20 protein-coding genes and 1 pseudogene are annotated in these 21703 nt (G+C 64.9%); 8 read left to right on the forward strand and 13 right to left on the reverse strand.

The window, feature by feature from the left end; all coding sequences use genetic code 11:
• Nucleotides 1–26: 26 nt before the first annotated feature.
• From CAP2UW1_RS09515 to CAP2UW1_RS24525, 3 genes are read left to right on the forward strand one after another with little or no spacing between them, the layout of a single operon-like run.
• Nucleotides 27–1352 (forward strand): DDE-type integrase/transposase/recombinase, encoded by a 1326-nt coding sequence (locus CAP2UW1_RS09515; RefSeq protein ID WP_012806770.1) that lies wholly within the window; start codon nucleotides 27–29, stop codon nucleotides 1350–1352.
• A 2-nt stretch (nucleotides 1353–1354) separates the two neighbouring features.
• Nucleotides 1355–2149 carry an ExeA family protein gene (locus CAP2UW1_RS09520; RefSeq protein WP_012806771.1) on the forward strand — a complete coding sequence of 265 codons (795 nt, stop codon included), beginning with the start codon at nucleotides 1355–1357 and terminating at the stop codon, nucleotides 2147–2149.
• On the forward strand, nucleotides 2146–2349 hold the full coding sequence (locus CAP2UW1_RS24525; RefSeq protein ID WP_012806772.1) for a hypothetical protein: 204 nt from the start codon (nucleotides 2146–2148) through the stop codon (nucleotides 2347–2349). Before CAP2UW1_RS09520 ends, CAP2UW1_RS24525 begins: the two co-directional genes overlap by 4 nt.
• On the opposite strand, the gene CAP2UW1_RS09525 is transcribed toward CAP2UW1_RS24525, so the two are convergent.
• The 9 genes and pseudogenes from CAP2UW1_RS09525 to CAP2UW1_RS09560 all read right to left on the reverse strand — a co-directional run bounded on the left by CAP2UW1_RS09525 (nucleotide 2327) and on the right by CAP2UW1_RS09560 (nucleotide 11171).
• Entirely contained in the window at nucleotides 2327–3040 is a 714-nt protein-coding gene (locus tag CAP2UW1_RS09525) for a hypothetical protein (protein ID WP_015766409.1), read from the reverse strand. The two genes, CAP2UW1_RS24525 and CAP2UW1_RS09525, sit on opposite strands and share 23 nt — an antisense overlap.
• A 283-nt stretch (nucleotides 3041–3323) precedes the next feature.
• On the reverse strand, nucleotides 3324–4346 hold the full coding sequence (locus CAP2UW1_RS09530; protein ID WP_015766410.1) for a calcium-binding protein: 1023 nt from the start codon (nucleotides 4344–4346) through the stop codon (nucleotides 3324–3326).
• A 32-nt stretch (nucleotides 4347–4378) separates the two neighbouring features.
• Nucleotides 4379–5170 (reverse strand): hypothetical protein, encoded by a 792-nt coding sequence (locus tag CAP2UW1_RS09535; protein WP_015766411.1) that lies wholly within the window; start codon nucleotides 5168–5170, stop codon nucleotides 4379–4381.
• A gap of 78 nt (nucleotides 5171–5248) precedes the next feature.
• Nucleotides 5249–5731, reverse strand: coding sequence for a hypothetical protein (locus CAP2UW1_RS09540; RefSeq protein ID WP_015766412.1), 483 nt, complete (start codon nucleotides 5729–5731; stop codon nucleotides 5249–5251).
• Nucleotides 5728–6411: a hypothetical protein gene (locus tag CAP2UW1_RS09545; RefSeq protein WP_015766413.1), complete on the reverse strand. Its 684-nt coding sequence runs from the start codon at nucleotides 6409–6411 to the stop codon at nucleotides 5728–5730. The genes CAP2UW1_RS09540 and CAP2UW1_RS09545 overlap by 4 nt, the downstream gene beginning before the upstream one ends.
• 300 nt (nucleotides 6412–6711) lie before the next feature.
• Nucleotides 6712–6873: pseudogene (locus CAP2UW1_RS26085) on the reverse strand (ABC transporter transmembrane domain-containing protein); the annotation flags it as partial.
• Between the two features lie 181 nt (nucleotides 6874–7054).
• On the reverse strand, nucleotides 7055–8956 hold the full coding sequence (locus tag CAP2UW1_RS09550) for a propionate--CoA ligase (protein WP_015766414.1): 1902 nt from the start codon (nucleotides 8954–8956) through the stop codon (nucleotides 7055–7057).
• Between the two features lie 44 nt (nucleotides 8957–9000).
• Nucleotides 9001–10143 carry a GGDEF domain-containing protein gene (locus CAP2UW1_RS09555; RefSeq protein ID WP_015766415.1) on the reverse strand — a complete coding sequence of 381 codons (1143 nt, stop codon included), beginning with the start codon at nucleotides 10141–10143 and terminating at the stop codon, nucleotides 9001–9003.
• Nucleotides 10144–10175: 32 nt separating this feature from the next.
• Nucleotides 10176–11171, reverse strand: coding sequence for an oxidoreductase (locus CAP2UW1_RS09560; protein WP_015766416.1), 996 nt, complete (start codon nucleotides 11169–11171; stop codon nucleotides 10176–10178).
• A 366-nt stretch (nucleotides 11172–11537) separates the two neighbouring features.
• Between CAP2UW1_RS09560 and CAP2UW1_RS09565 the strand changes: the two genes are divergently transcribed.
• Both CAP2UW1_RS09565 and CAP2UW1_RS09570 read left to right on the forward strand, forming a co-directional pair.
• Nucleotides 11538–12047: a C40 family peptidase gene (locus CAP2UW1_RS09565; RefSeq protein WP_015766417.1), complete on the forward strand. Its 510-nt coding sequence runs from the start codon at nucleotides 11538–11540 to the stop codon at nucleotides 12045–12047.
• Between the two features lie 159 nt (nucleotides 12048–12206).
• Nucleotides 12207–13226, forward strand: coding sequence for a Fe(3+) ABC transporter substrate-binding protein (locus CAP2UW1_RS09570; RefSeq protein WP_015766418.1), 1020 nt, complete (start codon nucleotides 12207–12209; stop codon nucleotides 13224–13226).
• Nucleotides 13227–13265: 39 nt separating this feature from the next.
• On the opposite strand, the gene CAP2UW1_RS09575 is transcribed toward CAP2UW1_RS09570, so the two are convergent.
• Entirely contained in the window at nucleotides 13266–14900 is a 1635-nt protein-coding gene (locus tag CAP2UW1_RS09575) for an ABC transporter permease (RefSeq protein ID WP_015766419.1), read from the reverse strand.
• A 123-nt stretch (nucleotides 14901–15023) separates the two neighbouring features.
• Between CAP2UW1_RS09575 and CAP2UW1_RS09580 the strand changes: the two genes are divergently transcribed.
• From CAP2UW1_RS09580 to CAP2UW1_RS09590, 3 genes are read left to right on the forward strand one after another with little or no spacing between them, the layout of a single operon-like run.
• Nucleotides 15024–16133: an ABC transporter ATP-binding protein gene (locus CAP2UW1_RS09580; RefSeq protein WP_015766420.1), complete on the forward strand. Its 1110-nt coding sequence runs from the start codon at nucleotides 15024–15026 to the stop codon at nucleotides 16131–16133.
• Nucleotides 16130–16837, forward strand: coding sequence for a leucyl/phenylalanyl-tRNA--protein transferase (gene aat / locus CAP2UW1_RS09585; RefSeq protein ID WP_015766421.1), 708 nt, complete (start codon nucleotides 16130–16132; stop codon nucleotides 16835–16837). The genes CAP2UW1_RS09580 and aat overlap by 4 nt, the downstream gene beginning before the upstream one ends.
• A 3-nt stretch (nucleotides 16838–16840) precedes the next feature.
• Nucleotides 16841–17620 carry an arginyltransferase gene (locus CAP2UW1_RS09590; RefSeq protein WP_015766422.1) on the forward strand — a complete coding sequence of 260 codons (780 nt, stop codon included), beginning with the start codon at nucleotides 16841–16843 and terminating at the stop codon, nucleotides 17618–17620.
• A gap of 122 nt (nucleotides 17621–17742) precedes the next feature.
• On the opposite strand, the gene CAP2UW1_RS09595 is transcribed toward CAP2UW1_RS09590, so the two are convergent.
• From CAP2UW1_RS09595 to CAP2UW1_RS09605, 3 genes are all read right to left on the reverse strand, one after another.
• Nucleotides 17743–19461, reverse strand: a complete 1719-nt coding sequence (locus CAP2UW1_RS09595; RefSeq protein WP_041567796.1) for a methyl-accepting chemotaxis protein — start codon at nucleotides 19459–19461, stop codon at nucleotides 17743–17745.
• Nucleotides 19462–19737: 276 nt separating this feature from the next.
• Nucleotides 19738–20862, reverse strand: coding sequence for an aminopeptidase (locus CAP2UW1_RS09600; protein ID WP_041567797.1), 1125 nt, complete (start codon nucleotides 20860–20862; stop codon nucleotides 19738–19740).
• The gene (locus tag CAP2UW1_RS09605) at nucleotides 20846–21523 is read right to left on the reverse strand and encodes an esterase/lipase family protein (RefSeq protein WP_015766425.1); all 678 of its coding nucleotides are present in this window, start codon (nucleotides 21521–21523) and stop codon (nucleotides 20846–20848) included. Before CAP2UW1_RS09605 ends, CAP2UW1_RS09600 begins: the two co-directional genes overlap by 17 nt.
• Between the last annotated feature and the right edge of the window lie 180 nt (nucleotides 21524–21703).

The raw sequence follows: 21703 nt of genomic DNA on the forward strand, positions 1-21703 counted from the left end.
ACTCCCATTTTTCACGAGGAGTGGTCATGAACGAAATCGATCCGCAAGCCCTGTTTCGCTTCTCCGTCCTGGGTCCGCTGATCAGTCGGCAGCGGCTGGCGCGGGGTGAGCTGCAAAAGAGCCTGCGTGAGCTGGCAACGCGCGAGTACGTCATCCCCGGCACCGATCGGCGCTTGCTCGGCGAGAAGACGATCGAGGGGTGGTACTACCGCTACCGCGCGCGCGGCCTCGATGGGCTGATCCCGAAGGTGCGTGCCGATCGCGGCCAGTCGAAACTGTCGGCGTCCGTCCAGGCGGCTATTCTCGCCGCCAAGCGCGAGAATCCCCGGCGCTCGATTCGCCAGATCCAGCGCGTGCTCGAGATCGGCGGCATCGTCGCGCGGGGCACCCTGTCGCGCTCGAGTCTCCACCGCCTGCTCCAGCAACACGGTCTGTCGCGGCTCCCCGGCTCGGCGAGCCTGCCCGAGGAGAAACGCAGCTTCGTCGCCGCCTGCGCCGGTGAGCTCTGGTACAGCGACGTGATGCACGGCCCACGCGTGCCGATCGGCGGTCGTTTGGGCAAGAGCTATCTGGTGTCGCTCTTCGACGACGCGTCCCGGCTCGTCGCTCACGGCGCCTTCTGCCGCGGCGAGACGGCGCTGGACATTGAAGGCGTCCTCAAGCAGGCGCTCCTCAAACGGGGCGTACCGGTCAAGCTAGTCGTCGATAACGGTGCCGCCTATGTCGCGCAGACGCTACAGGGGATCTGCGCGCGTTTGGGCATCGTCCTGGTCCATTGTCGGCCCTACGCGCCCGAGAGCAAGGGGAAGATCGAGCGCTGGCACCGGACCTGCCGCGATCAGTTTCTCAGCGAGGTCGAGGAACGCCATGTCCTGAGTCTGGACGATCTCAACGCGCGGCTGTGGGCCTGGCTGGAGCAGGTCTATCACCGCACCCCGCATGACGGCCTTGAGGGCCAGACGCCGCTCGCTCGGTATCAGCAGGATCTGCCGAAGATCCGTTTGCTGGGGCCACTGGCGGCGACGCTCGATACGCTGTTCCTGCACCGCGTCCGCCGTTTGGTGCGCAAGGATGGCACGGTGTCGTATCAGGGCGGGCGCTTCGAGGTGCCTTTCGAACTGACGGGCAAGACCGTTTGCCTGCGCGTCGATCCGCACACCGAGACGGTGGTCGGCGTCGAGAACGACGCCGGCGAGTTGATCGGCCGGGCGACACCGCTCGATGCGTTGGCCAATCGCGATCGGCGGCGACGTCAGCCGGACCCGGTGGCGGCCGTACCGGTCAAGCGCCCCGCTGGGCCGAATCTGGTCGAGCTGGTGTATGAGCAGTACTACGGCCGCCAAGGAGACTGAAGATGGAACTGCAACACTTTGGGCTGCGCCACTCGCCGTTGGGCAAGGAGACCCGCGAGTTGTGGGACGACGGGATGCTCACGCGCTTGCGCGAGCGCTTCCAGTGGTTGCTGCAATCGCCGGGGATCGGGCTGCTCACCGGCGAGGCGGGAGTGGGCAAGACGGCAGCGCTGCGGGCGGTGACGGCGACGCTCAATCCGCATCGCTATCAGGTGATCTACCACGCGGAGACGGACTTCGGCCGCCTCGATCTGTATCGGTGCCTGGCGCAGTCGCTGGGCCTGGCACCGAGCTATCGGCGGGCGCTGTTGTGGCGGGAGATCAAGGCGCATATCCACCATCTGGCGGATGGCAAGCAACTCCTGCCGGTGTGGATCCTCGACGAGGCACAGAATCTGCCGCCGGACTTCTTCCGCGATTTCCCGGCCTTCCTCAACTTCGCTTTCGACTCGCGCGATCTGATGAGTGTCTGGCTGGTCGGCCATCCGGTGCTCGCGCAGACGCTGCAACGCGCCCCATATGCGGCGCTCGCCGGACGCATTCAGGCGCGCGTGCACTTGACGCCGGTGTTCGAGCGCGAGCGCTTTGCGCGACTGATCGAGCATGGGCTGAAGAGCGCCGGCAACTCGTCTACGCTGCTCACCGATTCCGGCATGGAGATCTTGCGCCAAGCGAGCAAGGGGCTGCCCCGGAATGCGGCGCGTATCCTGCGCACCGCCATGCGTCTGGCGCTGCCGCGCGGGCTCAATCATCTGCCCGACGAACTGTTGCAACTGGCCATCGAGGAACTCCGATGAGCCGCCGTCGTCACGCTGGCTTCCCCGAGGGTCTCTCCGACGAAGCCGCCGCGGCGCTTTGCGACTTCCTCTTCCAACTCGCCACCGCCTGCGAGAGTCACTATCTCGTGCAACTGCGCCGCCATCACGATCGCCAAAGGAATCTGTACGATCCCGAGGACCCCTGGCGCTTTCCGCCTAACGCTCCCCGATCCCGATAGGCCCCTTGTCCCACCCTGTCGCCGGAGCCAGTCCTCCCGGCGACAGCGTGGGACTTTCGGCTTGTCTCACCCCGAAATAGCTCGGGACAAAGAATCCAGAATAGGGCGGGACGTAACACAGGGAAAGACGCCCATCGAATAAGGCCCCCGTCCTGCCGGTCGGCCACCGTATCCGTGGCCGAACTTCGATGTCAGCCAACCCGGTTCCAACCAGGTCCTTGGGCTGCGAACCGCCCCCGTCCTGCCCCTTGGGTTGCACGCCGGTATAAGTGGGATACTCCCTGGTGTGCAGATCAGTAAAGCCGAAGACCGCGAGCACTGCAGCGGCATCGGTCAGCGGCACCTTGGCGGCGACGTAGGCGATCTTGTCGAGCAGTTCGCGCCCACGTTCGAGTTGGGCGGCGGTGGGCGGCGGCAGCGGCGGTAGGGTGTTCGGGGGTGAGGGCGGCTCCTGCTGCGCGCCCGCCAAGCCGGTGGCCAGCGACAGGGCGGTCACTGCAAGCGCGTAGACCGCCCAGCGCCGCAGCCCACGGAGTGGGGTACATAGCCCGCCGGACGATCCCGTCGCAGCGTGCCACGAGAATGGCAGTGTTTCCTCGCTCCGTTTGGCCCCATGACGTTTGGCGCCACCATCCGATGGTGTCGAAGCGGCCGCGAGATCGGTACAACCGCTATCAGGTTCCGCAATCACCTATTGCCCCTTCTCTCTCTACCCACAAGTTCGCACAGTGGGGTCTGCGATCAACACATCCGTTTCGTCAGCGGACCGCCTACCCGTAAGCTGCCCCACCCCGTTGAGGCTCCGTCGCGGGAGGCTAAACCATCCCATAGCAATCGGTTTTGAGTTGGGTCAAGCACCTCGTCGTTTTCGTCGCCGGCCGCCGTTGTGGGAAGTCCCGACTCCCCTCCAGCCCAACGGGTAAACAGCCCGCGCCTCTCGGGGTCAGACGCCGCCGCTCTCGCCACCGGCCGGTTCACCGCGCAACTCCCTGCGGCAGCCGATGCGCCCTGTCGTAATGCCCTGGCTCGTGCGCCAGCGTCCCCCGCGTCGCGGTACGGAAGCCGGCGCTGACGTAGGCCGCCTGCTGATTCTCGCAGCGGCGCGTCATCTGCGGCTCGACGGCCATCGCCTTGAGCGTGTCGTTGCCGGCGCCGCCAAGAAGCGAGTCGTCGCCGCCGAGGGCGCTGGCGACCGAGAGCCTATCGTTGCCGGCCAGGCCATAGTGGATGAAGCGCGCTTCGATCGCCGCCTGAGTCCAGACGCTGCCGTCGGCAAAGTCGATGCGGTTGATCTTGCTACCGGTGAAATACCCCTCGACGACGATGCGCTCGGTGGTATTGCCGGTAGAGTGGATTAACGGATCACTGCCGTCGGCGCGCTTGAGAATCACGTGCAGATTGTCGCCGTAGCGCCGCAGTTCGACGTCGTCGTCGCCGCCGTCGAGAACGTCGTCGCCGTCGGAACCCCACAGGCTGTCCTTGCCGCCAGCGCCGAGGAGGTGGTCGTCGCCGCCTCGACCACCGAGGCTTTCGCCGGCGCTGGTTCCCAGGGAGATGTCGCTGCCCGTCGCTGGCGTCGCGGTGAAGTGCGAGCCCATGGCGGCGCGGATCGTCGCCCAGTCGCCATCAGCCTCGGCCTGGGCGATCCATTGGGCGAGGGTCTGTTCACCGCTCCAGCCCATGGTGCGCAAGCCCTGCCCGGCGTACTGGATGACTTCGAACCGATCGATGAAGGCCTGCGGCTTGTTGGCGAGGTACTCGGCGGCGAGGCGACTCTGGAGGGCGCTGAAGTCAGCGTGCATGCCGGTCGCGTCGATGTTCAGGCTGACGGCGTCGAGGTAGGGCTTGAGACGGGTCTGCAGGGCGGCGGCTTCGCCGGCGGAGAGGAGTTCGCCCGATCCGAAGTGGTCTGCCCTGCCGGGAAGCCGGTAGTGCAGGGTGTAGCCTTTCGCCTGCGCGGCGACGCGGGAGGGGTGAAGTCGCTGCTCGCGGCCCATTGGTCGATCAGGGCGTCGAGGCTGCCGAGGAGTTAGGCGCGCGTCTGGACGCCGGCGCCGGTGAGACCCTGGAGGGTGGCGGCGAGTGCCGGGGAGAGGCTGGCCGCTTCGCGCAGGTCGCGGACGGCGCCACTGCCGTGCATGTCGGGCAGGGTGGCGACGGCGCGGGTGTCGAGGGTGTCGGTGAATTGGCGGTGGAAGGTGTCGCCGGCGAGGTTGATGTCGGCGAGCTTGTCGGTGACGGTGCCGCTGGTGCCGACGCTGCCGTCGCTGCGCGTGTAGGTGCCGAGGTCGGCGATCTGGTTGCCGCTGGTCAGCGTCTGGTTGTTCGCGGTCTTGGCGACGTTGATCGCGGCGATGCCGAGCGCGTTGAGTGTGAACAGTTCGCCGCTCTGGCTGATGCCGTCCTGGTTGAGGTCGCGCCAGACGCGCAGGTCGGCGAACTGGGCGTCGAGGCTGCTGACGGTGCCATCGGCGTTGCTGTCGAGGTCGGCGAGGGCGGCGAAGCCGTCGGCGGCGCGTGTGCCGTCGCTGTTGATCGTCGCGTCGCCGAAGAGTTCGCGGCCGGAGTCGATCAGGCCGTTGCCGTTGCGGTCGAGGGTGAGCGGGTCGCGGCGGGGGGCGGCGAGGTTGGAGGAGGGGAGGTGGCTGGATGCGGTGAAGTCGCTGTGGACTTCACGGGAGATGTCCCGGCGCAGATGACCGATCCCGTGGAGAATCCCCGCTGCCTCCTTCCGGCAATACTCAAGATCGTTTTCCCGCGTGTTGGAGGTGGAATGCCCTTTCTGTATTTCGGCCAGTAGAAGGGCCAGTGCTGCATCCATCTCGTCACTTGTCCAGGCGAGGGAAGCGGTGTCAGCGGCGTAGCGCGAGTAGGCTGCGGACTCCCACCACTTGCTGATCTAGAACTGATCGGCTCCGGTGAGACCTCTATCGAGGAGTTCCTTGGCAACGCGCGCGGTCGCCAGCGCCGCGTAACCTTCGCTCAACAGGCACGAGTCCACCAGAGCGTCGAAGTTTCGTCCGGCGGCGGCCAGATTCCGTCCGTTCGTCACGATGCCGTCGATGCCTTCGACGGCGTGGTGCCCGAGTTCATGCGAGAGGACGCGCACGAGATCGATGCTGTTGCCCAGGGTGTCTTTGCCGACGGTGATGAAGTCTTCGTTCCCACTACCCTCTCTTCGAGGCCGATGGGTCGCCGCGTTGGGCTCCTTCGACGTATCGAGGACTGCATCCGCGGTCTTGTCGTCATCCTGGTAGCGACGAACCGCTTCTTTCAGCGTTTCGGATCGATTGATCAGATCCAGCGCTGCCGGCGTGATGTAGGACTGGATGTTGGCGAACTTATCACTGAAGTCGGATCGAGTCAGCGCCAGCGTGCTCATTGCAATACCTCTCTAGGCTCGGTTGGGAAATAGATGAAACCGAAGTCGACCGCACACACCTGGTAATCAAAACCGAAGCCAATTTGGCCGACAAAGCCATACGGTGTTGCCAGCGGCTTGAAGGAAAGGTTGCCGATGTCATGTGCTCGGCGTGGGGTGCTAAAGCGATCCTTGACGATAAATGGACCGGTCCGCCGCTCGGGGGCGGCGGCAAATTGACGCTCAACGTCGTCGATCGCCACGCATGCGTCGCGAGTGTTGAAACCGCCGGAGAATCTGGCTGATGCGCGGATGCGAACGTCGCGAATCGAAGGCGAACTCTCGAGATCAGTCAGACCACTGCCCAGATACTCCTCTCGGACTCCCGGTCGCGGGATTCGTGGTCTTGGTCTTACCCATAAATATTTGGGAGCGGAGAAGGTTTCCAGATCGGTGAACCCGAAGACGCCGAGCACAGCGCTCGCGTCATACAGCGACACGTGCTCGATCACGTGCACGATCTTGCCAAGCAGTTCGCGCCCACGTTCGAGTTGTGCTTCGGTAGGCGGAGGCAGTGGCGGGTCACTGTCCAGCCGTAAGGTAGCGTCTTGCTGCGCGCAAGCCAGGCCGGTCGCAACGGATAGTGCTGCCGCAAGTGCTCTGAGCGCCCCGCGGACGCCCCTCAAGTCAAGTCTTCCCATCACGCGTTTTCCTTTCGAAGTCCACCCACAAGCGTACCGTGGGATCTTGCTGTCAAGGTGTCCCTTCCCGTCAACGGACCCGCTACGCGAAGCGTGCGTTACCCCGTTGAGGCGCTGTCGCGAGAGCCTGAACCATCCCATGCCGACCCGTTTTGACCTGGGTCAAGCACACCGGCCTGATCGTCGCTGCGCGCCGTTGCGGAAGAGCCGGACTCCGCTTCAACCCATCGAGTAAGCAACCCGCGCGCATTTCCCGGCCAAACGCTGCCGCCTCGGTCACCGGCCGATCCCTCGCCCCCCCGCTGTGGCCGATGCTGCTTGACGGATGTTCCCCAGCCCGCGCACGCGCGCGACCGTGTCGCCGACGCCGCGCGCCTGGAAGCAGGCGAGCGGCAGGTTCAGCAGATGGCGGAACAGGCGGGCGCCCAGTTCGACGTCGCTGCGGCTGGTGGTGTGCGCGAAGTCGCAGGTATCGTCGTCCGCGCCTGCAGACCGGGGCTGGCGCCGGCGCAGAAGTCAGGTGGGGTCAGCGCGGCGACCAGACAGCGGGACAGCACGGACACGCCAGGCGCCGACGAAAAAAAACCTGCCACCCTCGCGGGTGGCAGGCGGATGTCGGCGCGGCGAGCGCGTCGGGTGCGGATCAGGCCTTGCCGCTGCCCAGAGCGCGTTGCAACTGCTCGAGGGCCTTGGGATCCTCGATCGTCGTCAGATCGCCCGGATCGCGGCCTTCGGCGAGCGCCTGGATCGAACGCCGGAGGAGTTTGCCGGAACGGGTCTTCGGCAGAACGGTGACGAAGTGGACCCGGCTCGGGCGGGCGATCGCGCCGAGGCTGTCGTCGACCTGCTTCATCACGGCCTTCTCGAGCGCCGCGGTCAGTTCCGGCGTGGCGACGCTGTCGGCGTTCTTGACCACCGCGAAAGCCATCGGCATCTGGCCCTTGAGTTGATCGGCAACACCAACGACGGCCACTTCGGCGATCGCCGAATGACCCTGGATGGCCTCTTCGATTTCACGTGTACCGAGGCGGTGTCCGGCAACGTTGATGACGTCGTCGGTACGGCCGAGGATGTAGTGATAGCCGTCCTTGTCCTTGATTCCCCAGTCGAACGAGGAGTAGACCTGCGGCTCGCGGAAGAGCGTGAAGTAGGTCGACACGAAGCGCGCGTCGTCGCCCCAGACGGTCGTCAGGCAGCCCGGCGGCAGCGGCGGCAGGATACCGACGATACCCTTTTCATCCGGCTCGCAGACGGTACCGTCTTCACGGAAGATCTTGAGGTTGTAGCCGTAAACCGGGAAGTTCGGCGTTCCGTAGCGGATTTCGGTCTTTTCGACGCCCGGCATCGGGCCGAGGATCGGCCAGCCGGTCTCGGTCTGCCAGTAGTTGTCGTAAACCGGCCGGCCGAGTTCGGTCATGATCCACTCGTGCGTCGGCTGGTCGAGCGGTTCGCCGGCGAGGAAGAGGTGCTTGAGGGCCGACAGGTCGTACTTGTGCATGTAGGACGTGTCGTGCTTCTTGAGAACGCGCGCCGCCGTCGGCGCCGAGAACATGACGTTGACTTTGTATTTCTCGACGATCTGCCACCAGATGCCCGGATCGGGGCGCAACGGCGTGCCTTCGTACATGATGGTGCACATGCCGCCGATCAGCGGCCCGTACACGATGTACGAGTGACCGACGACCCAGCCGATGTCGGAGGTAGCGAAGAAGGTTTCACCTTCGCCGCCGCAGAAGATGTACTTCAGCGTCGATGCCAGGGCGACGGCATAGCCGCCGGTGTCGCGCTGCACGCCCTTCGGCTTGCCGGTAGTCCCGGAGGTGTAGAGGATGTACGAAGGGTCGGACGACTCCAGCCAGGTGACCGGCACGTCGGCGTCCATGAACTGGGTGCGCAGCGTCGCGTAGTCGACGTCGCGACCGGCGACCTTGGTGAAGTCCTTGTCGAGGCCGCGATCGATCATCAGCACCTTCGCCGGCTTGTGTTCGGCGAGTTCAATGGCTTCGTCGAGCAGGCCCTTGTAGGGCACCGCCTTGCCGGCGCGCATGCCGGCGTCGGACGAGACGACCAGTTTCGGCGTCGCATCGTCGATACGGGTGGCCAGCGAGCCCGATGCAAATCCACCGAAGACGACCGAGTGAATGGCGCCGATGCGTGTGCACGCGAGCATGGCGAACATCGCTTCGGCGATCATCGGCATGTAGATCAGGACGCGGTCGCCCTTGCCGACGCCGAGGCTCTGCATGATCGCCGCCATGCGCATGACTTCCTGCTTCAACTCGGCGAAGGAGTACACCACCTCCTGGTCGGTCTCGGTCGAGATGAAGACCATTGCACGGTCGTTCGGCCGCTTCTCAGCGTGCCGGTCGACGGCGTTGTAGCAGATGTTGGTTTCGCCGCCGACGAACCACTTGGCGAACGGCGGACGAGAAAAATCGAGTACCTGAGTGAATGGCTTGTGCCAGTCGATCAGTTTGGCTTCTTCACCCCAGAAGGCGTCCGGATTTTCGATTGATTTCTTGTGAAACTCTTGGATTGTCGTCATGAGACTCCCTCTTCCAAATTGTGAACCACCTGCAACAGTGGAAACTATGCGTGCCGAGTGTCTTGAACCTCCTGCTCCCGGTCGCGCATCCGTTCTCGGATATCTGCCAAAGGCAGACCCAACTTCAACTCCCTTTCCAGCAACTCGAGAAAGGGCAGTACTTCCCTGCCGAGATGGACGAGATGCGGGATCACCGCACGCTCATGTCCAGTCCGGATCAGATCGATGGCGTGGCCGAGCCGGGGCACCGGTATCTCGGACACGGGTCTGGCGACACAGGCGACGACGCGGTTGCCGCCGGCCTGCTGGGCGCTCCGCAGTCGCTCGGCAGCGAGGCCCAGCAACGCCGAGGCGGAGCTTACCCGGTCGACCGGGGTGTTGGCGGCGCCGATACTGATCGACAGATCGAGGCGCTGTCCATGTACGCTGATGTTGGCCACCGCAAACGCCTCGCGCAGCCGGTTGGCAAAGGCCTCGCATGCCGGGTAGGGCGTGCCCGGTGAAACAACCGCCAGTTCGCTGCCGCCGTAGTGGCCGAGACTGTCTTCCTTGCGCACCTTCTTGGCCAGCATGCTCGCCAGACGTTTCTGCAACTCGTTGGCCAGTTCGTCGCCGTGCTCCTCGCGCAGCGCGTCGAAACGGTCAAAGCCGACGATCAGCGCGCTCACCGGGCCTTCATGCCGGATCGCATGCGATATCGCCTGGGCGGCCTGGATGTCGACGTACTGCCGCGTCGGTAGCCCGGTGTCGGGATGCGCGGCATGCCGCGCGGGGTTCTCGCGCAGCTCGTTCTGAACCTCCGCCAACTGGCGTAGCGAGTCGATCCTCGCCAGCAGTTCGGTAGCACCGATTCCCCGGCTGATGAAGTCGGTAGCGCCGAGCGCGCGCGCTTGCTCGTTGGCCTCTTCGCTGTCGCTGCTGATCATCAATACCGGGATCTGACGGATACGCGCCAGTCTCGACCCGCGCACCCGGGCGAGCAGACCGTCACCGTCGAGCATCGGCAGCGACGATGAGCAGATCACCAACTGGATCGAGGGGTCGAGCACCAGCGCCTGCCAGCCGGATTCGCCGTCGGTCTCCTCACGAAAGCTGTAGTGGTTCCGGATCAGCTTGATCAGCGTGGCGCGGACCATCCGGGATTCGTCGACAATCAGGATGCGCGGCCGTTGCGTCGGGTTGTCCATTGCCCGTGTCGATCCCTGTCAGGCTGGGAAGCTTACGCGCGGCCGAGGTCGACGACGACGCGACCGTGCGCACGACCCTTGATGTATTCGTCGAAGATGCCGGGCAGTTCGTCGAAGGCGATGCAACGCGTCATGTCCTGCAGATGTCGTGGTCTCAGGTCGCCGGCCAGACGCTGCCAGACGCCGCTGCGATACGGTTCGCTGATGTAGCCGGAGTCGATGCCGAGCAGGCAGGCGCCGCGCAGGATGAAGGGCATGACCGTGGTCTTCAGCGCGGGACTCGCCGCCAGGCCGATGCTGGCGATCGTACCGCCCTGTTGCATCGTGCTGACGATCCAGGCGAGGACATCGCCGCCCAGGTTATCAACCGCACCGGCCCAGAGCGCCGTGTCGAGCGGGCGGATGCGCGACAGTTGGAGTGCCGAGCGGAACATGACGGACGTTGCGCCGAGGCCTTTCAGGTAAGCGGTTTCGGCCTCCTTGCCCGTCAGCGCGGTCACCTGGTAGCCTCGGCCGGCGAGCATGTCCACCGCCAGGCTGCCGACGCCGCCGGTGGCACCGGTGACGATCACTGGGCCGCGTGAAGGAGCGAGACCATTCTCTTCCATGCGAACGACGCCAAGCGCGGCGGTGAACCCCGCCGTACCGAGCGCCATGGCTTCGTACAGCGATAGTCCTGCGGGCAGGGGAACGACCCACTCGGCCGGCACTCTGGCGTATTCGGCGTAGCCACCGTGATGAGCGACGCCGATGTCGAAGCTGGTGGCGATCACCGGATCGCCTGCCCGGTAACGCGGATCGGTGCTTGATTCGACGATTCCCGAGAGGTCGATACCGCCGACGCAAGGGTGGCGACGAATGACGCGGCCGGCACCGGTGGCCGCCAGCGCATCCTTGAAATTGACGCTCGAATAGGCGACCTTGATGGTCACCTCGCCGGGGTCGAGTTGCGACTCGTCCATGTTCACAAAGTCGCCGCGCGTCAGACCTTCCTTTTCGTCGATCAGATAGGCCTTGAAGGGACTCATGCTTGCTCCATGCGGTCGGTGGATGGGTGAGGAGGTGGCCGGGCAGCGGGACGGCAGGGTCCGCGTCATGAACGGGCGTCGATTATAAACAGAAACGCCACGAGAATTTCGCACGGCGCAGGCGGCACGCCCTGGCTGCCGGGCGCGTGCCCATCGCCAGCAGACCCTGGGCAGCGACTATACCGTGTTCCGTAGAGCAATCCACTGTGCAGTGCACAAAAGATTTGCTTCGCTTCGCGGCCGGGAATTCTCCCGGTAAACACGTTAAGTTAAGGGCTTGCAATAGGCCCTTGAACTGCTTTCTGGAGCAACCGCTGGTGTGCAGGGGGTTTACAGCGTGACATTTTTCACATAAATTTCGGTTCCATGCTCATCAAACATTCCATTGCCTCACTTTTGGGTGCCGCCCTGATTGCTCTTTCGGGTGCCGGTGTGGTCCACGCCAGCGAACAGCAGAGGCCTGTCGACGAGCCTTCGCTCCTCGAGCGCTATACCACCAGCGCCCAGGATCTGATCCTCAAAGGCTTCGAATTGATCGGGATCAATTATCGCTTCGGTGGTACCAGTGCCGATACCGGTCTTGACTGCAGCGGCTTCGTGCAACTGGTTTTCAAGGAAGCTATCGGCATCCTGCTGCCGCGCACTGCCCGGGAGCAGAGCGAGGTCGGAGCCGTGATCGACCAGCAGGAACTCAAGGCCGGCGACCTGGTGTTCTTCAATACCATGCGCCACGCCTTTTCGCACGTCGGCATCTACCTGGGTGACAACCGCTTCCTGCATGCCCCGCGTACCGGTGCCGAGGTACGCGTCGACGACATGCGCCAGAGCTATTGGCTGCAGCGCTACAACGGCGCGCGCCGGCTCCTGTCGCGCTGAGCGGCTGACTCGCCCCGAGAAAACGACGCGACGCGTCGTTTTTTTTGCCCTGTACTAAAAACGATTCGCATTTACATTCTTGGGAGCGCTTGCTAGAATCAGGGTACTCGTATTCCGTACTTGTACCCTTTCCCTATCTTGATGACTGGAGGAGCGACCATGAAGTGGTCCCGTTCGTTGTGCACACTGGCCTTGGCGGCTGCCTCTCTCGGCAGTGCACAGGCCCAGGAGAAACTGCTCAATCTCTACTCGGCCCGCCATTACCAGACCGACGAGGCTCTGTATGACGGATTTACCCGCCAGACGGGTATCGCGATCAAGAGGCTCGAAGGCAAGGAAGACGAGCTGCTCGAGAGAATCCGCAACGAAGGCGCCAACAGCCCCGCAGATGTCCTGCTGACGGTCGATGCTGCCCGCCTGGCGGCCGCGCACGAGATGGGGCTCTTTTCGCCGGTGCAGTCGAAGATTCTCGATACCCGCATCCCGGCGCATCTGCGCACCACCGACTGGTTTTCGTTCTCCACCCGCGCGCGCGTCATCATCTATGCCAAGGGTGTCGTCAAGCCCGAGGAAGTCCGCAACTACAGTGATCTGGCCGATCCGCGGCTGAAGGGCAAGGTCTGCACACGGTCGGGTTCGCATCCCTACAATCTGTCGCTGATGGCTTCCATCATTGCCCACCAGGGCGAGGCCAAGGCCGAGCAGTGGGCGAAGGGCGTGGTGGCCAACTTTGCGCGTCCGCCGAAGGGCGGCGACACCGATCAGATTCGCGCTGTTGCTGCCGGCGAGTGCGCCGTCGCCCTTTCGAATACCTACTATCTGGCGCGCTTGATGCGGTCGGACAAGGCGGAGGATCGGAAGACGATGGAGAAGGTCGGCGTCGTCTGGCCGGACCAGCAGGGCAGTGGCGCGCATATCAACGTTTCCGGCGGCGGAGTCCTCAAGAACGCGCCGCATCGCGAGGCGGCGGTCAGATTCCTGGAGTACCTGTCGAGCGACGAGGCGCAGCGCTATTTTGCCGACGGCAACAACGAATGGCCGGTAGTGGCAGGTGTCAAGGTAGCCAACCCGGCGCTCGCGGAACTCGGCAAGTTCAAGGCCGACAGCATGCCAGTCGGCTCGCTGGCAATGTACCGGGCCAAGGCACAGATCATTTTCGACCGTGCCGGCTTTCGCTGAGTCGCACGTGGCAGGGCGCGTCGCCGGCGAACGGCAAGCTTAGCGGCGCGTGCGCGAGATCTGCCGTGACAGCGCGATCAGCGGCAGCAGGCCGACGGCGACAATTGCCAGCGATGCGTTCGCCGCCTCGGCAAGGCGCTCGTCGGAAGCGAGCGTGTAGGCCTGTGTCGCCAGCGTGTCGAAATCGAAAGGGCGCATCACCAGCGTTGCCGGCAGCTCCTTCATGACATCGACGAAGACCAGCAGGCACGCGGTGAGCAGACTGCCGCGCAGGATCGGCAGGTGCACCCGCCACAGCGTCGTTACTTGCCCGAGTCCGAGACTGCGCGCGGCGTCATCCATGCTTGGCGTGATCTTTGCCAGGCTGGTGCCTACCGACTGCAGGGCAACCGCCAGAAAACGCACCAGGTAGGCGTAGATCAGCGCCGCGATGCCGCCGGTGATCAGCAGACCGGGGTTGCTCGCGAACCAGACTTGCCATTGCGCGGCCAGCCAGTTGTCGAGACGCGTCACGGGAATCAGCACGCCGACGGCGATCACCGAACCGGGCACTGCGTAGCCGAGGCCGACCAGGCGGTTGAGCGAAGGCGCCAGCCAGCCGGTGGACAGGCGGGCGCCGTAGGCGAGCAGGACGGCCAGCGTCACCGCAATGATCGCGGTCAGCCCGGCGAGGACGAAGCTGTTGCGTGCGAGCGCCACGAAATGTGTCGTGAACTGGCCGTCACGCTCGGCCAGCGCCAGGCGCAGCAGGAGGTAGCCGGGTACCAGAAAGCCGATGCTCAGCGGCAGGGTGCAGACGGCCGTGGCGACCCAGCCGCGCCATCCCGGCAAGGGCTGGCCGGCCAGCGGCCGACGTCGCCCGCTGGTGTTGTGAAAGCGCGAGCGGCCGCGCGAAGCATGCTCGATGGCCAGCAGGAGGATGACGAAGCCGAGCAGCGCTGCCGCCAGTTGCGCAGCCGCGATACGGTCGCCGAGCGAGAACCAGGCGCGATAGATGCCGGTCGTGAAAGTCTGTACCGCGAAGTAGGAGACTGTGCCGTAGTCGGCGAGGGTTTCCATCAGCGCCAGCGTCACGCCAGCCGCCACGGCTGGCCTGGCGAGTGGCAGCGAGACCCGGAAGAAGCTGCGCCAGGGCCCGAGACCAAGGGTGCGCGAGGCTTCGAGCATGCCGCTGGCACGTTCGATGAAGGCTGTACGCGTCAGCAGATAGACGTAGGGATAAAGGACGAAGACGAACATGGTTACCGCCCCGCCGAGGCTGCGAACCTCCGGGAACCAGTAATCCGCCTTGCTCCAGCCGAAGGACTCGCGCAGGAAAGTCTGCAGCGGGCCGACAAACTGCAGGAAATCGGTGTACACATAGGCTAGGACATAGGCCGGCATGGCCAGCGGCAGTACGAGTGCCCACTCGAAGATTCGCCGGCCGGGGAAGTCGTGCATCGCCGTCAGCCAGGCGGTTGCCACACCGACCAGCATGACGCCCAGGCCGACCAGCAGGCAGAGAGCCAGCGTATTGCCGATGTAGTCCGGCAGTACGGTCGCCGCCAAATGCGACCAGGTGGCGCCGGTATCGCCGGCAAGGACGTTGCTCAGCACGCTGGCCACTGGCAGACCGACCAGGGCGGCGACCGTGGCGGACACGATGAGCAGGAGATTGAGGCGCGGGCGGAGCATGGATGGTTTGTCGCTTAAATGAGAATTATAATTGACAAGCGGTAAGGTCCGGCCTGCGCATTGTCACCTGATCGCCAACCAGATCGCTTGTTTCGACCGCCAACAACTGATGGCCAACTTGTGATGGCACACCTCGAACTGCTGGGAATTGTCCAGCGCTACGGCTCGCACACCGTTGTGGACGGCGTCAGCCTGACCGTCGAAACCGGCAGCATCGCCTGCCTGCTCGGACCATCGGGTTGCGGCAAGACGACGCTGCTACGCTGCATTGCCGGGTTCGAGGACATTGCTGCCGGCGAGATTCGTGTGCAGGGGACGACGGTCAGCACGCCTGGCCAGCGCGTGCCCCCCGAGCGGCGACAGATCGGCATGGTCTTTCAGGACTACGCGCTGTTCCCCCACCTGACGGTCGCCGCCAACATCGGCTTCGGGCTCGCCGGGCTGACCGCCGAGGCCCGGCGCGATCGGGTAACTGAATTGCTGGCCACCGTCGGGCTCGTCGGCGAAGGCAGCAAGTATCCGCACGAACTGTCAGGCGGCCAGCAACAGCGTGTCGCGCTGGCGCGCGCGCTGGCCCCGAATCCGCAACTGATCCTGCTCGACGAGCCTTTCTCCAATCTCGATGTCGACCTGCGCGAACGCCTGTCGCTCGAAGTGCGCGACATTCTCAAGAGCCGGAACATCACTGCCGTGCTGGTCACGCATGACCAGCACGAAGCCTTCGCCATGGCCGACCAGGTTGGCGTCATGGCGCACGGAATCATCCAGCAGTGGGACACGCCGTACCGCATCTATCACCAGCCGGTTAACCGCTTCGTCGCCGATTTCGTCGGCCAGGGGGTCTTCATGCCGGGAATGGTGCTCGACGACAGCCACGTCGCCGTCGAACTGGGCGTTCTCGCGTCGCACCTGCCGCTCGAGTGCAGCCAGGGCTGCGATGCCTGCGGTAAGGGTTGTGGCGTCGAAGTGCTGCTGCGCCCCGACGACATCATCCATGACGACCGCAGCGATCTGCTGGCGGAGGTCCGGCACAAGGCTTTCCGGGGTGCCGAGATCCTCTACACGCTGCGCCTGGCCAGTGGCGTCGAAGTGCTTTCCCTGGTGCCCTCGCATCACAATCACGCGATCGGCGAGAGCATCGGCATTCGCCTCGATGTGGACCACGTGGTTGCCTTCAAGACGCCGACTCTGGTCTTCCAGGCCGGCGCGCAGACGATCCAGTTTCATCGATGATTCCGTGGCTTGAAGGCAGGGAGCCGTTTCCGCCGCTCGACGCCGCGCTCGTCGAACCGAACGGTCTCCTCTGTGCCGGTGGCGACCTGTCGGCGCGGCGTCTGCTCGACGCCTATCAGCGTGGCATATTTCCTTGGTATTCGAGCGGCGAGCCCATCCTCTGGTGGAGTCCGGACCCGCGCATGGTCCTGTTTCCGGGCGAGTTCCGGATATCGCGCTCGCTGCGCCGCTGCCTGCGCTCGGGCCGCTTCGAGGCCAGGCTGGACAGCGACTTCCGGGCGGTGATCCGGGCCTGTGCCGAAACGCCACGCTTTGGCCAGCAGGGAACCTGGATCACGCGTGACATGCAGCACGCCTACTGGCAGCTTTTCGAACTTGGCTTTGCGCATTCGGTCGAAACCTGGCTGGACGGCAAACTGGTCGGCGGTCTGTACGGGCTGGCCATCGGTCGCATGTTCTACGGCGAGTCCATGTTCTCGTTGGTCAGCAATGCCTCCAAGGTCGCTGCCGCGCACCTCGCCCGTTTCCTTGAAGAGGAGGGCTTCGGCATGATAGATTGCCAGATGAACACGCCGCACCTCGCCTCGCTCGGCGCGCGAGAGATTCCGCGCGCTGTTTTCATGGACCGGCTACGCGCGCTCGTCGCCATCGCCTGGCAGCCGGGCAAATGGCCGAGCGACGGCGCCAGCCACGCGTGGATCTAGCGAATGTCGCGACTCAACGATTCGCACCTGCCTTTTTCGCTGCTGCAATTCTATGCCACGGCGCCCTACGCGTGCAGTTACCTGCCGGGCGAGCGGGCACGTTCGCAGGTGGCGACGCCCAGCCACCTGATCAACACCGAAGTCTACGGCGAACTCGTGCGCAGCGGCTTTCGCCGCAGCGGGGTGTTCACCTATCGGCCGAGGTGCGACGACTGCCGTGCGTGCGTGCCGGTACGCATTCCGGCCAGCCGGTTTCAGGCGAACCGCAGCCAGCGGCGCAGTGTCGGCATGCACGCCGGCCTGGTGGCGCGCGAACTGCCACTGCGCTTTCGTGACGAGCATTACCAGCTTTACCTGCGCTACCAGGCGGCAAGACACGCCGGTGGTGGCATGGACCAGGACAGTCACGACCAGTACGCGCATTTCCTGCTGCAGAGTCGTGTCGATACCCGCTTGGTCGAGTTTACCGAAGGGGGAGTGCTGCGCATGGTCAGCATCCTCGATGTGCTGGATGACGGACTGTCGTCGGTCTATACCTTCTACGACCCGGATCTCCAACCGGCGAGTCTCGGCACTTACAACATCGTCTGGCAGATTGCCCAGTGCGTCGCCAACGCTCTGCCCTACCTGTACCTGGGTTACTGGATCCGCGCCAGCCGGAAGATGGCCTACAAGGCGAACTTCACGCCCATCGAGGGACTGATCGAAGGGCAATGGATCGATCTGCGCGCGCAGCTTGCCGGCTCATCGAACGTTCCGCCGGGCGCCGGAACATCCACCTGAGCGTCGGCGTGAAGCCGACTCGGTAGTGCGTGCCGTTGGTGGCGATGCCGCTGCCGCCATTCGCGGTGCCACCGTCGCGGGACAGTCGGTCCGCCGATGCCTGTCGGTCAGGTGGCCGCCGCTCAGGCGGCGCCAGCCCGCCCACCCGTGCCGGGGGCGCCGTTGCCTTCAGTCGAGGTGGCTTCCGTCGCCAGCGCTTCGAGCAGCACGGTGATCCCCTGCGCCGAGTGCGCAAGGGCTTTCGCGTCGTCCTCGGCGAGCCTGCCGGAGTCGGCGAGGGCCCGCCGGGAGATCTCCAGCAGCCGTTCCGAATGTTGCAAAAGGCGGCCTCGGATGGTGTTGAGTTGCTGCATCTTGGCGATCTCGGCGGCGCGCAAGTCGCTGTTCGCTTCGTCGCGGGCCTTTTCGGTGTCTGCCTCGCGCAGGTCGCGCAGGGCCGTGACTTCCGCCATCGACGCCTTCCACCAGCCCAGGAAGTTCGCCCGGTGGTCGATCAGCGCGTTCAGCGATTCGCCCATGGCGTTTATCTCGTCGCGTCCACCGGCGACGGTCGGGACGCGCCCCGTCGGCGTTCCGTACGCCAGGTCGTCGAGCAGCCCGGCCATCTGCCTGACCGGGCGAACGATGCGTCCGCTGATCGTCAGCGCGAAAAGGATCGACAGCGCGATTGCCGACGCCAGGACGACGAGGCCGCGCCGGACGCTCGCCTGCGAGGACTCGGTGATCGCGCTGACACGCGCGGCCATCAACTGGTTTGCCTGGTCGGCGTTCTGCTGGATCAGCGGCACGACACGGTTGGCGGCCGCATCCATTTCCCGCGTCAACTCGACGATGATGGCGCGCCGCGACACGAGGACCAGGAAACTCCTCTGATAGTCGCGTAGCAGGCTGGTAAGGAGCGCCTTGTCGGTTTCGGAAATCGTTGACTCGGCGATCTGGGCGCGCACTTTCCTGGCGGTCTCGACGACCATCTGCGCGTAGGATTCGTCGCCGCGCACCAGGAAGTCCTTTTCCCGGCGCCGGAGCGTCAGCACGTTGGTCTCGAGGTTGGGGACATGATAGGCATCGAGAAGCGCCTCGATGCGCTGCGCCGCATCGCGAAAAGGCCCTCGGCCGCCGTCGGCGTTACCCGTCCTGAGCACGGTGTCGGCATAGGGCTCGAAGGTTCTCGCATAGACGACCAGTTCGGCGAGCAATTGCTCCCTGACGGCGGGCTTGAGATCGGAGGTCTCGACGCGTTGGCGGAATTCCGCGACAAGCTTGCGAACCCGCTCCCGATACTTCGGCTCCGTGCGCAGAGCGAGATCCTTCTCGTTACGGCGAACCTGGAGAAGAGTGCTGTACAGACGGTCGACGTTGTAGTTTCCGGACAGTTCGTGCAGGCGATGGATCTTGTTGCGGAAGGCCCCCTGGATTCCTGAGTTCTCGTCCAGCCCCATGCTTCGCCAGGCGTCGGCGACGGCATGGAAGGTTTCCTGGTAAGTCGCCGTCAGTGCCAGGATTGCCTCGGCCGTCTGCCGGGATGGCTGATCAACTGCTGCCAGGAGCGTCGCACTCTCGCGCAGCTTCTGCAGGTGTCGATCAACCTTCATGGCCAGGTCTTCGTCGTGCCGGATGAGGAAGTTCAGTTCGGCTTCGCGTGCCGCCGCGATTTCGATTTCGATCTCGAGCGCCAGCGACTTGCGCCGCTCGAAAACGCCCTGAAGCTGCTGGTAGTCATCGAGTACCGTGTCGAGAGTCTGCTGCTGGTGCCAGACGACTCCGACGAAAAGCAGGCCCACCAATCCGAAGCCAAGGCCGAGCTTCTCGCCGATCCGCAACTTGCTGGAAAATCTGACCACATCTCGCTCCTGCTGGGTGGTGAAACGGGCTTTGATCGGGGCCGGTCGACGCCCGTCCGCGGCCCCAGGAGAGCGTGTGGCCCGCGTCGACGAGCGGAGTAGGGCGCTGAAGCGAAAGTATATCGCCTCTTCGTCGGGCACGGTTTTCTTGTCGTCGGCGCTAGCGTCTCGACGCATCGCGCGCGTCCGGCATGCACCGTCGGCGATGCCGCGATCGCTGCTCGCCGCCTGGCGGCGTTTCGCCGGGTGCCGCTGCCGCCGGCTGCGGCGAGTCAGCTACTCGCTCGCCGTAGCGGCGGCGATGTCGGCGGATTCCTCCACGCTGTCACTGGCGGTGACGAGGAGGCGGGTCAGGGCGGCCCGCCGGGAATCCGCGTCGAGTGCGGCCAAGGTCGCGACGCGCTGGTAGAACAGTGGCAGATCCTGCCGGCATTCGGCGAGCAAGGCCTCGAAGGCGGGCACCAGTTCGCTGTAGAGAGCCAGCGCCACGAGCCTGGCGTTGTTCAGCTGGTCGTCGAAAACCGTGTCGTAGCCGGTGTAGCCGCCCCAACTTGCCTTGAGGTTGGCGTAGTCGCCCCGCAGCGCGGAAAACAGGAGGAGCTTGGCGACGCGCTGCTGGTCGGCGGTGCGGTCGCTGGCATAGAGCGCGGCGAACTCCTTGCGGAAAGCGTGCATCAATCCCGCCAGGGCTGCCTGACGGGCGCGCTGTGTCGCGAAGACGGAACGTTGTTCGGCACTGGCACGGACCATCATCCAGCGTCGCATGCCTTCGTTCTCCACGGCCGTGGCAAAGGATTCGTTGAACTGCGTATCGCCCGGTACAAAGACGAGTTGGTGCGCCAACTCGTGGAAGACGGTGCGCGCGACTTCGAGCGTGCCCAGGCGGAGGAAGGTGTTGAGGACCGGATCGGCAAAGTGCCCAAGGGTCGAATAGGCGGGAACTCCACCGATGAACGTTTCGTAACCCTGCTGGCGCAGCTCGGCGGCGAAGCGTTCGGCGTCCAGCCTGTCGTAGTAACCACGGTAGCTGACGCAGCCCACCATCAGCAGGCACCAGCGCAGCGGGTCGAGCGAGAACTCGGGGGCGGCGAAGACATTCCACACCACGTACGGACGTTCGAGGTCGGCGTACGTGCGGTAGCTGTGATTCTCGGGCAGGGCCAGTTCGCGGCTGGCGAAATCGCGGATGGCCCGCACCTGCTCGAGCTGCTCCCGGAGGGTCGGATCGCTGGCAGGGTCAACGATTACCTCGGCAATCGGGCGGCTGGCGCGCATGACATCGAGGTGTCCGCTGATCGCCTGGGCGTAGTAGGCAATGTGGCTGCAGCCGGCCACCAGCAGCACTGCCAGCAGCGCTGCTGGGAGAAGAGGCGCAGGGTGATGCTCAGGCCGGCTGCGCATGCTGGAAACGACCGGTGTGCAGGAAAGATGCGATCTGCGCGGCACAACGGCGCGAAGCCAGCATCTGCGAGTGTGCGACCGGCAGCGCCAGGAAGTCGGCAGCGCCGGGAAGTTGCGTCTCCGCCAACGTCACGACCCCGTCGTTGGGCCGCGGCAGGCCCCGTAGCACCCGGCCGAGCCCCAGGCTGCGCGTGCCGGCGAGCACGCCGACTTCGATGTTGGGTGGGGGCGAGCAGGGGGCGCCGGCGCTACGCGACAACCACTGCATTATCGAGCGCCCTAGCAGCACCGGCATTCCCGGCAACGCCGCCAGCCTGCGCGCACAGTCGCTGCCGAGGCAGGGCGTGCCGAGCAGCAGCGCCCGGCGCAGGCGTGCATCCGGGGTTTGCCTGAGCACATCGAGGATGATGAGACCACCGAGGCTGTGGCCGACCAGATGGATCTCGGCGGCGTCCGTTGTCGCGATGAAGCGGCTCAATTGCTGAGCGTTCTCCGTCAGCGTCGCCCTGACGCTGGCGTAGCCGAAACGCAGGACGCGGTAGCCGTCGCGTCGCAACCAGTGGTCATGCAGCGCAAAGACGGTCGCCGGAGTCCACAGGCCATGCACGAGAATCACGGTGGCGGCTCGTTCACGCGGCGACGGCAGCGGCGAGCGCCTCATGCTTCCCGCGGCCTGCCGGGGACGCTGCGGCTGCTTCGGGAGGTGGCCGCTGCCGCCGGGCGCCAGACTGCGCCAAGCCGGGTGTCGTGGCGTTCAGCCACGCGGTTGCGCTTCATCCGTTGGCCAGCGCGGTCGGTTGTTCGTGTTTTTCGCCGTTGCCGTAGGTGAAGGGCGCCTACG

The organism is Candidatus Accumulibacter phosphatis (genome assembly GCF_000024165.1).
Lineage (GTDB): Bacteria > Pseudomonadota > Gammaproteobacteria > Burkholderiales > Rhodocyclaceae > Accumulibacter > Accumulibacter phosphatis.

Excerpts from the sequence above, each read along its gene's own strand:
- CAP2UW1_RS09530 (WP_015766410.1), bottom strand. The coding sequence starts at position 4,346 with ATGGGCCGCGAGCAGCGACTTCACCCCTCCCGCGTCGCCGCGCAGGCG.
- CAP2UW1_RS09590 (WP_015766422.1), top strand. The coding sequence starts at position 16,841 with ATGTCGCGACTCAACGATTCGCACCTGCCTTTTTCGCTGCTGCAATTC.
- aat (WP_015766421.1), top strand. The coding sequence starts at position 16,130 with ATGATTCCGTGGCTTGAAGGCAGGGAGCCGTTTCCGCCGCTCGACGCC.
- CAP2UW1_RS09565 (WP_015766417.1), top strand. The coding sequence starts at position 11,538 with ATGCTCATCAAACATTCCATTGCCTCACTTTTGGGTGCCGCCCTGATT.
- CAP2UW1_RS24525 (WP_012806772.1), top strand. The coding sequence starts at position 2,146 with ATGAGCCGCCGTCGTCACGCTGGCTTCCCCGAGGGTCTCTCCGACGAA.
- CAP2UW1_RS09540 (WP_015766412.1), bottom strand. The coding sequence starts at position 5,731 with ATGAGCACGCTGGCGCTGACTCGATCCGACTTCAGTGATAAGTTCGCC.
- CAP2UW1_RS09555 (WP_015766415.1), bottom strand. The coding sequence starts at position 10,143 with ATGGACAACCCGACGCAACGGCCGCGCATCCTGATTGTCGACGAATCC.
- CAP2UW1_RS09605 (WP_015766425.1), bottom strand. The coding sequence starts at position 21,523 with ATGAGGCGCTCGCCGCTGCCGTCGCCGCGTGAACGAGCCGCCACCGTG.
- CAP2UW1_RS09545 (WP_015766413.1), bottom strand. The coding sequence starts at position 6,411 with ATGGGAAGACTTGACTTGAGGGGCGTCCGCGGGGCGCTCAGAGCACTT.
- CAP2UW1_RS09560 (WP_015766416.1), bottom strand. The coding sequence starts at position 11,171 with ATGAGTCCCTTCAAGGCCTATCTGATCGACGAAAAGGAAGGTCTGACG.
- CAP2UW1_RS09575 (WP_015766419.1), bottom strand. The coding sequence starts at position 14,900 with ATGCTCCGCCCGCGCCTCAATCTCCTGCTCATCGTGTCCGCCACGGTC.
- CAP2UW1_RS09520 (WP_012806771.1), top strand. The coding sequence starts at position 1,355 with ATGGAACTGCAACACTTTGGGCTGCGCCACTCGCCGTTGGGCAAGGAG.
- CAP2UW1_RS09570 (WP_015766418.1), top strand. The coding sequence starts at position 12,207 with ATGAAGTGGTCCCGTTCGTTGTGCACACTGGCCTTGGCGGCTGCCTCT.
- CAP2UW1_RS09600 (WP_041567797.1), bottom strand. The coding sequence starts at position 20,862 with ATGCGCAGCCGGCCTGAGCATCACCCTGCGCCTCTTCTCCCAGCAGCG.
- CAP2UW1_RS09580 (WP_015766420.1), top strand. The coding sequence starts at position 15,024 with ATGGCACACCTCGAACTGCTGGGAATTGTCCAGCGCTACGGCTCGCAC.
- CAP2UW1_RS09535 (WP_015766411.1), bottom strand. The coding sequence starts at position 5,170 with ATGGATGCAGCACTGGCCCTTCTACTGGCCGAAATACAGAAAGGGCAT.
- CAP2UW1_RS09515 (WP_012806770.1), top strand. The coding sequence starts at position 27 with ATGAACGAAATCGATCCGCAAGCCCTGTTTCGCTTCTCCGTCCTGGGT.
- CAP2UW1_RS09550 (WP_015766414.1), bottom strand. The coding sequence starts at position 8,956 with ATGACGACAATCCAAGAGTTTCACAAGAAATCAATCGAAAATCCGGAC.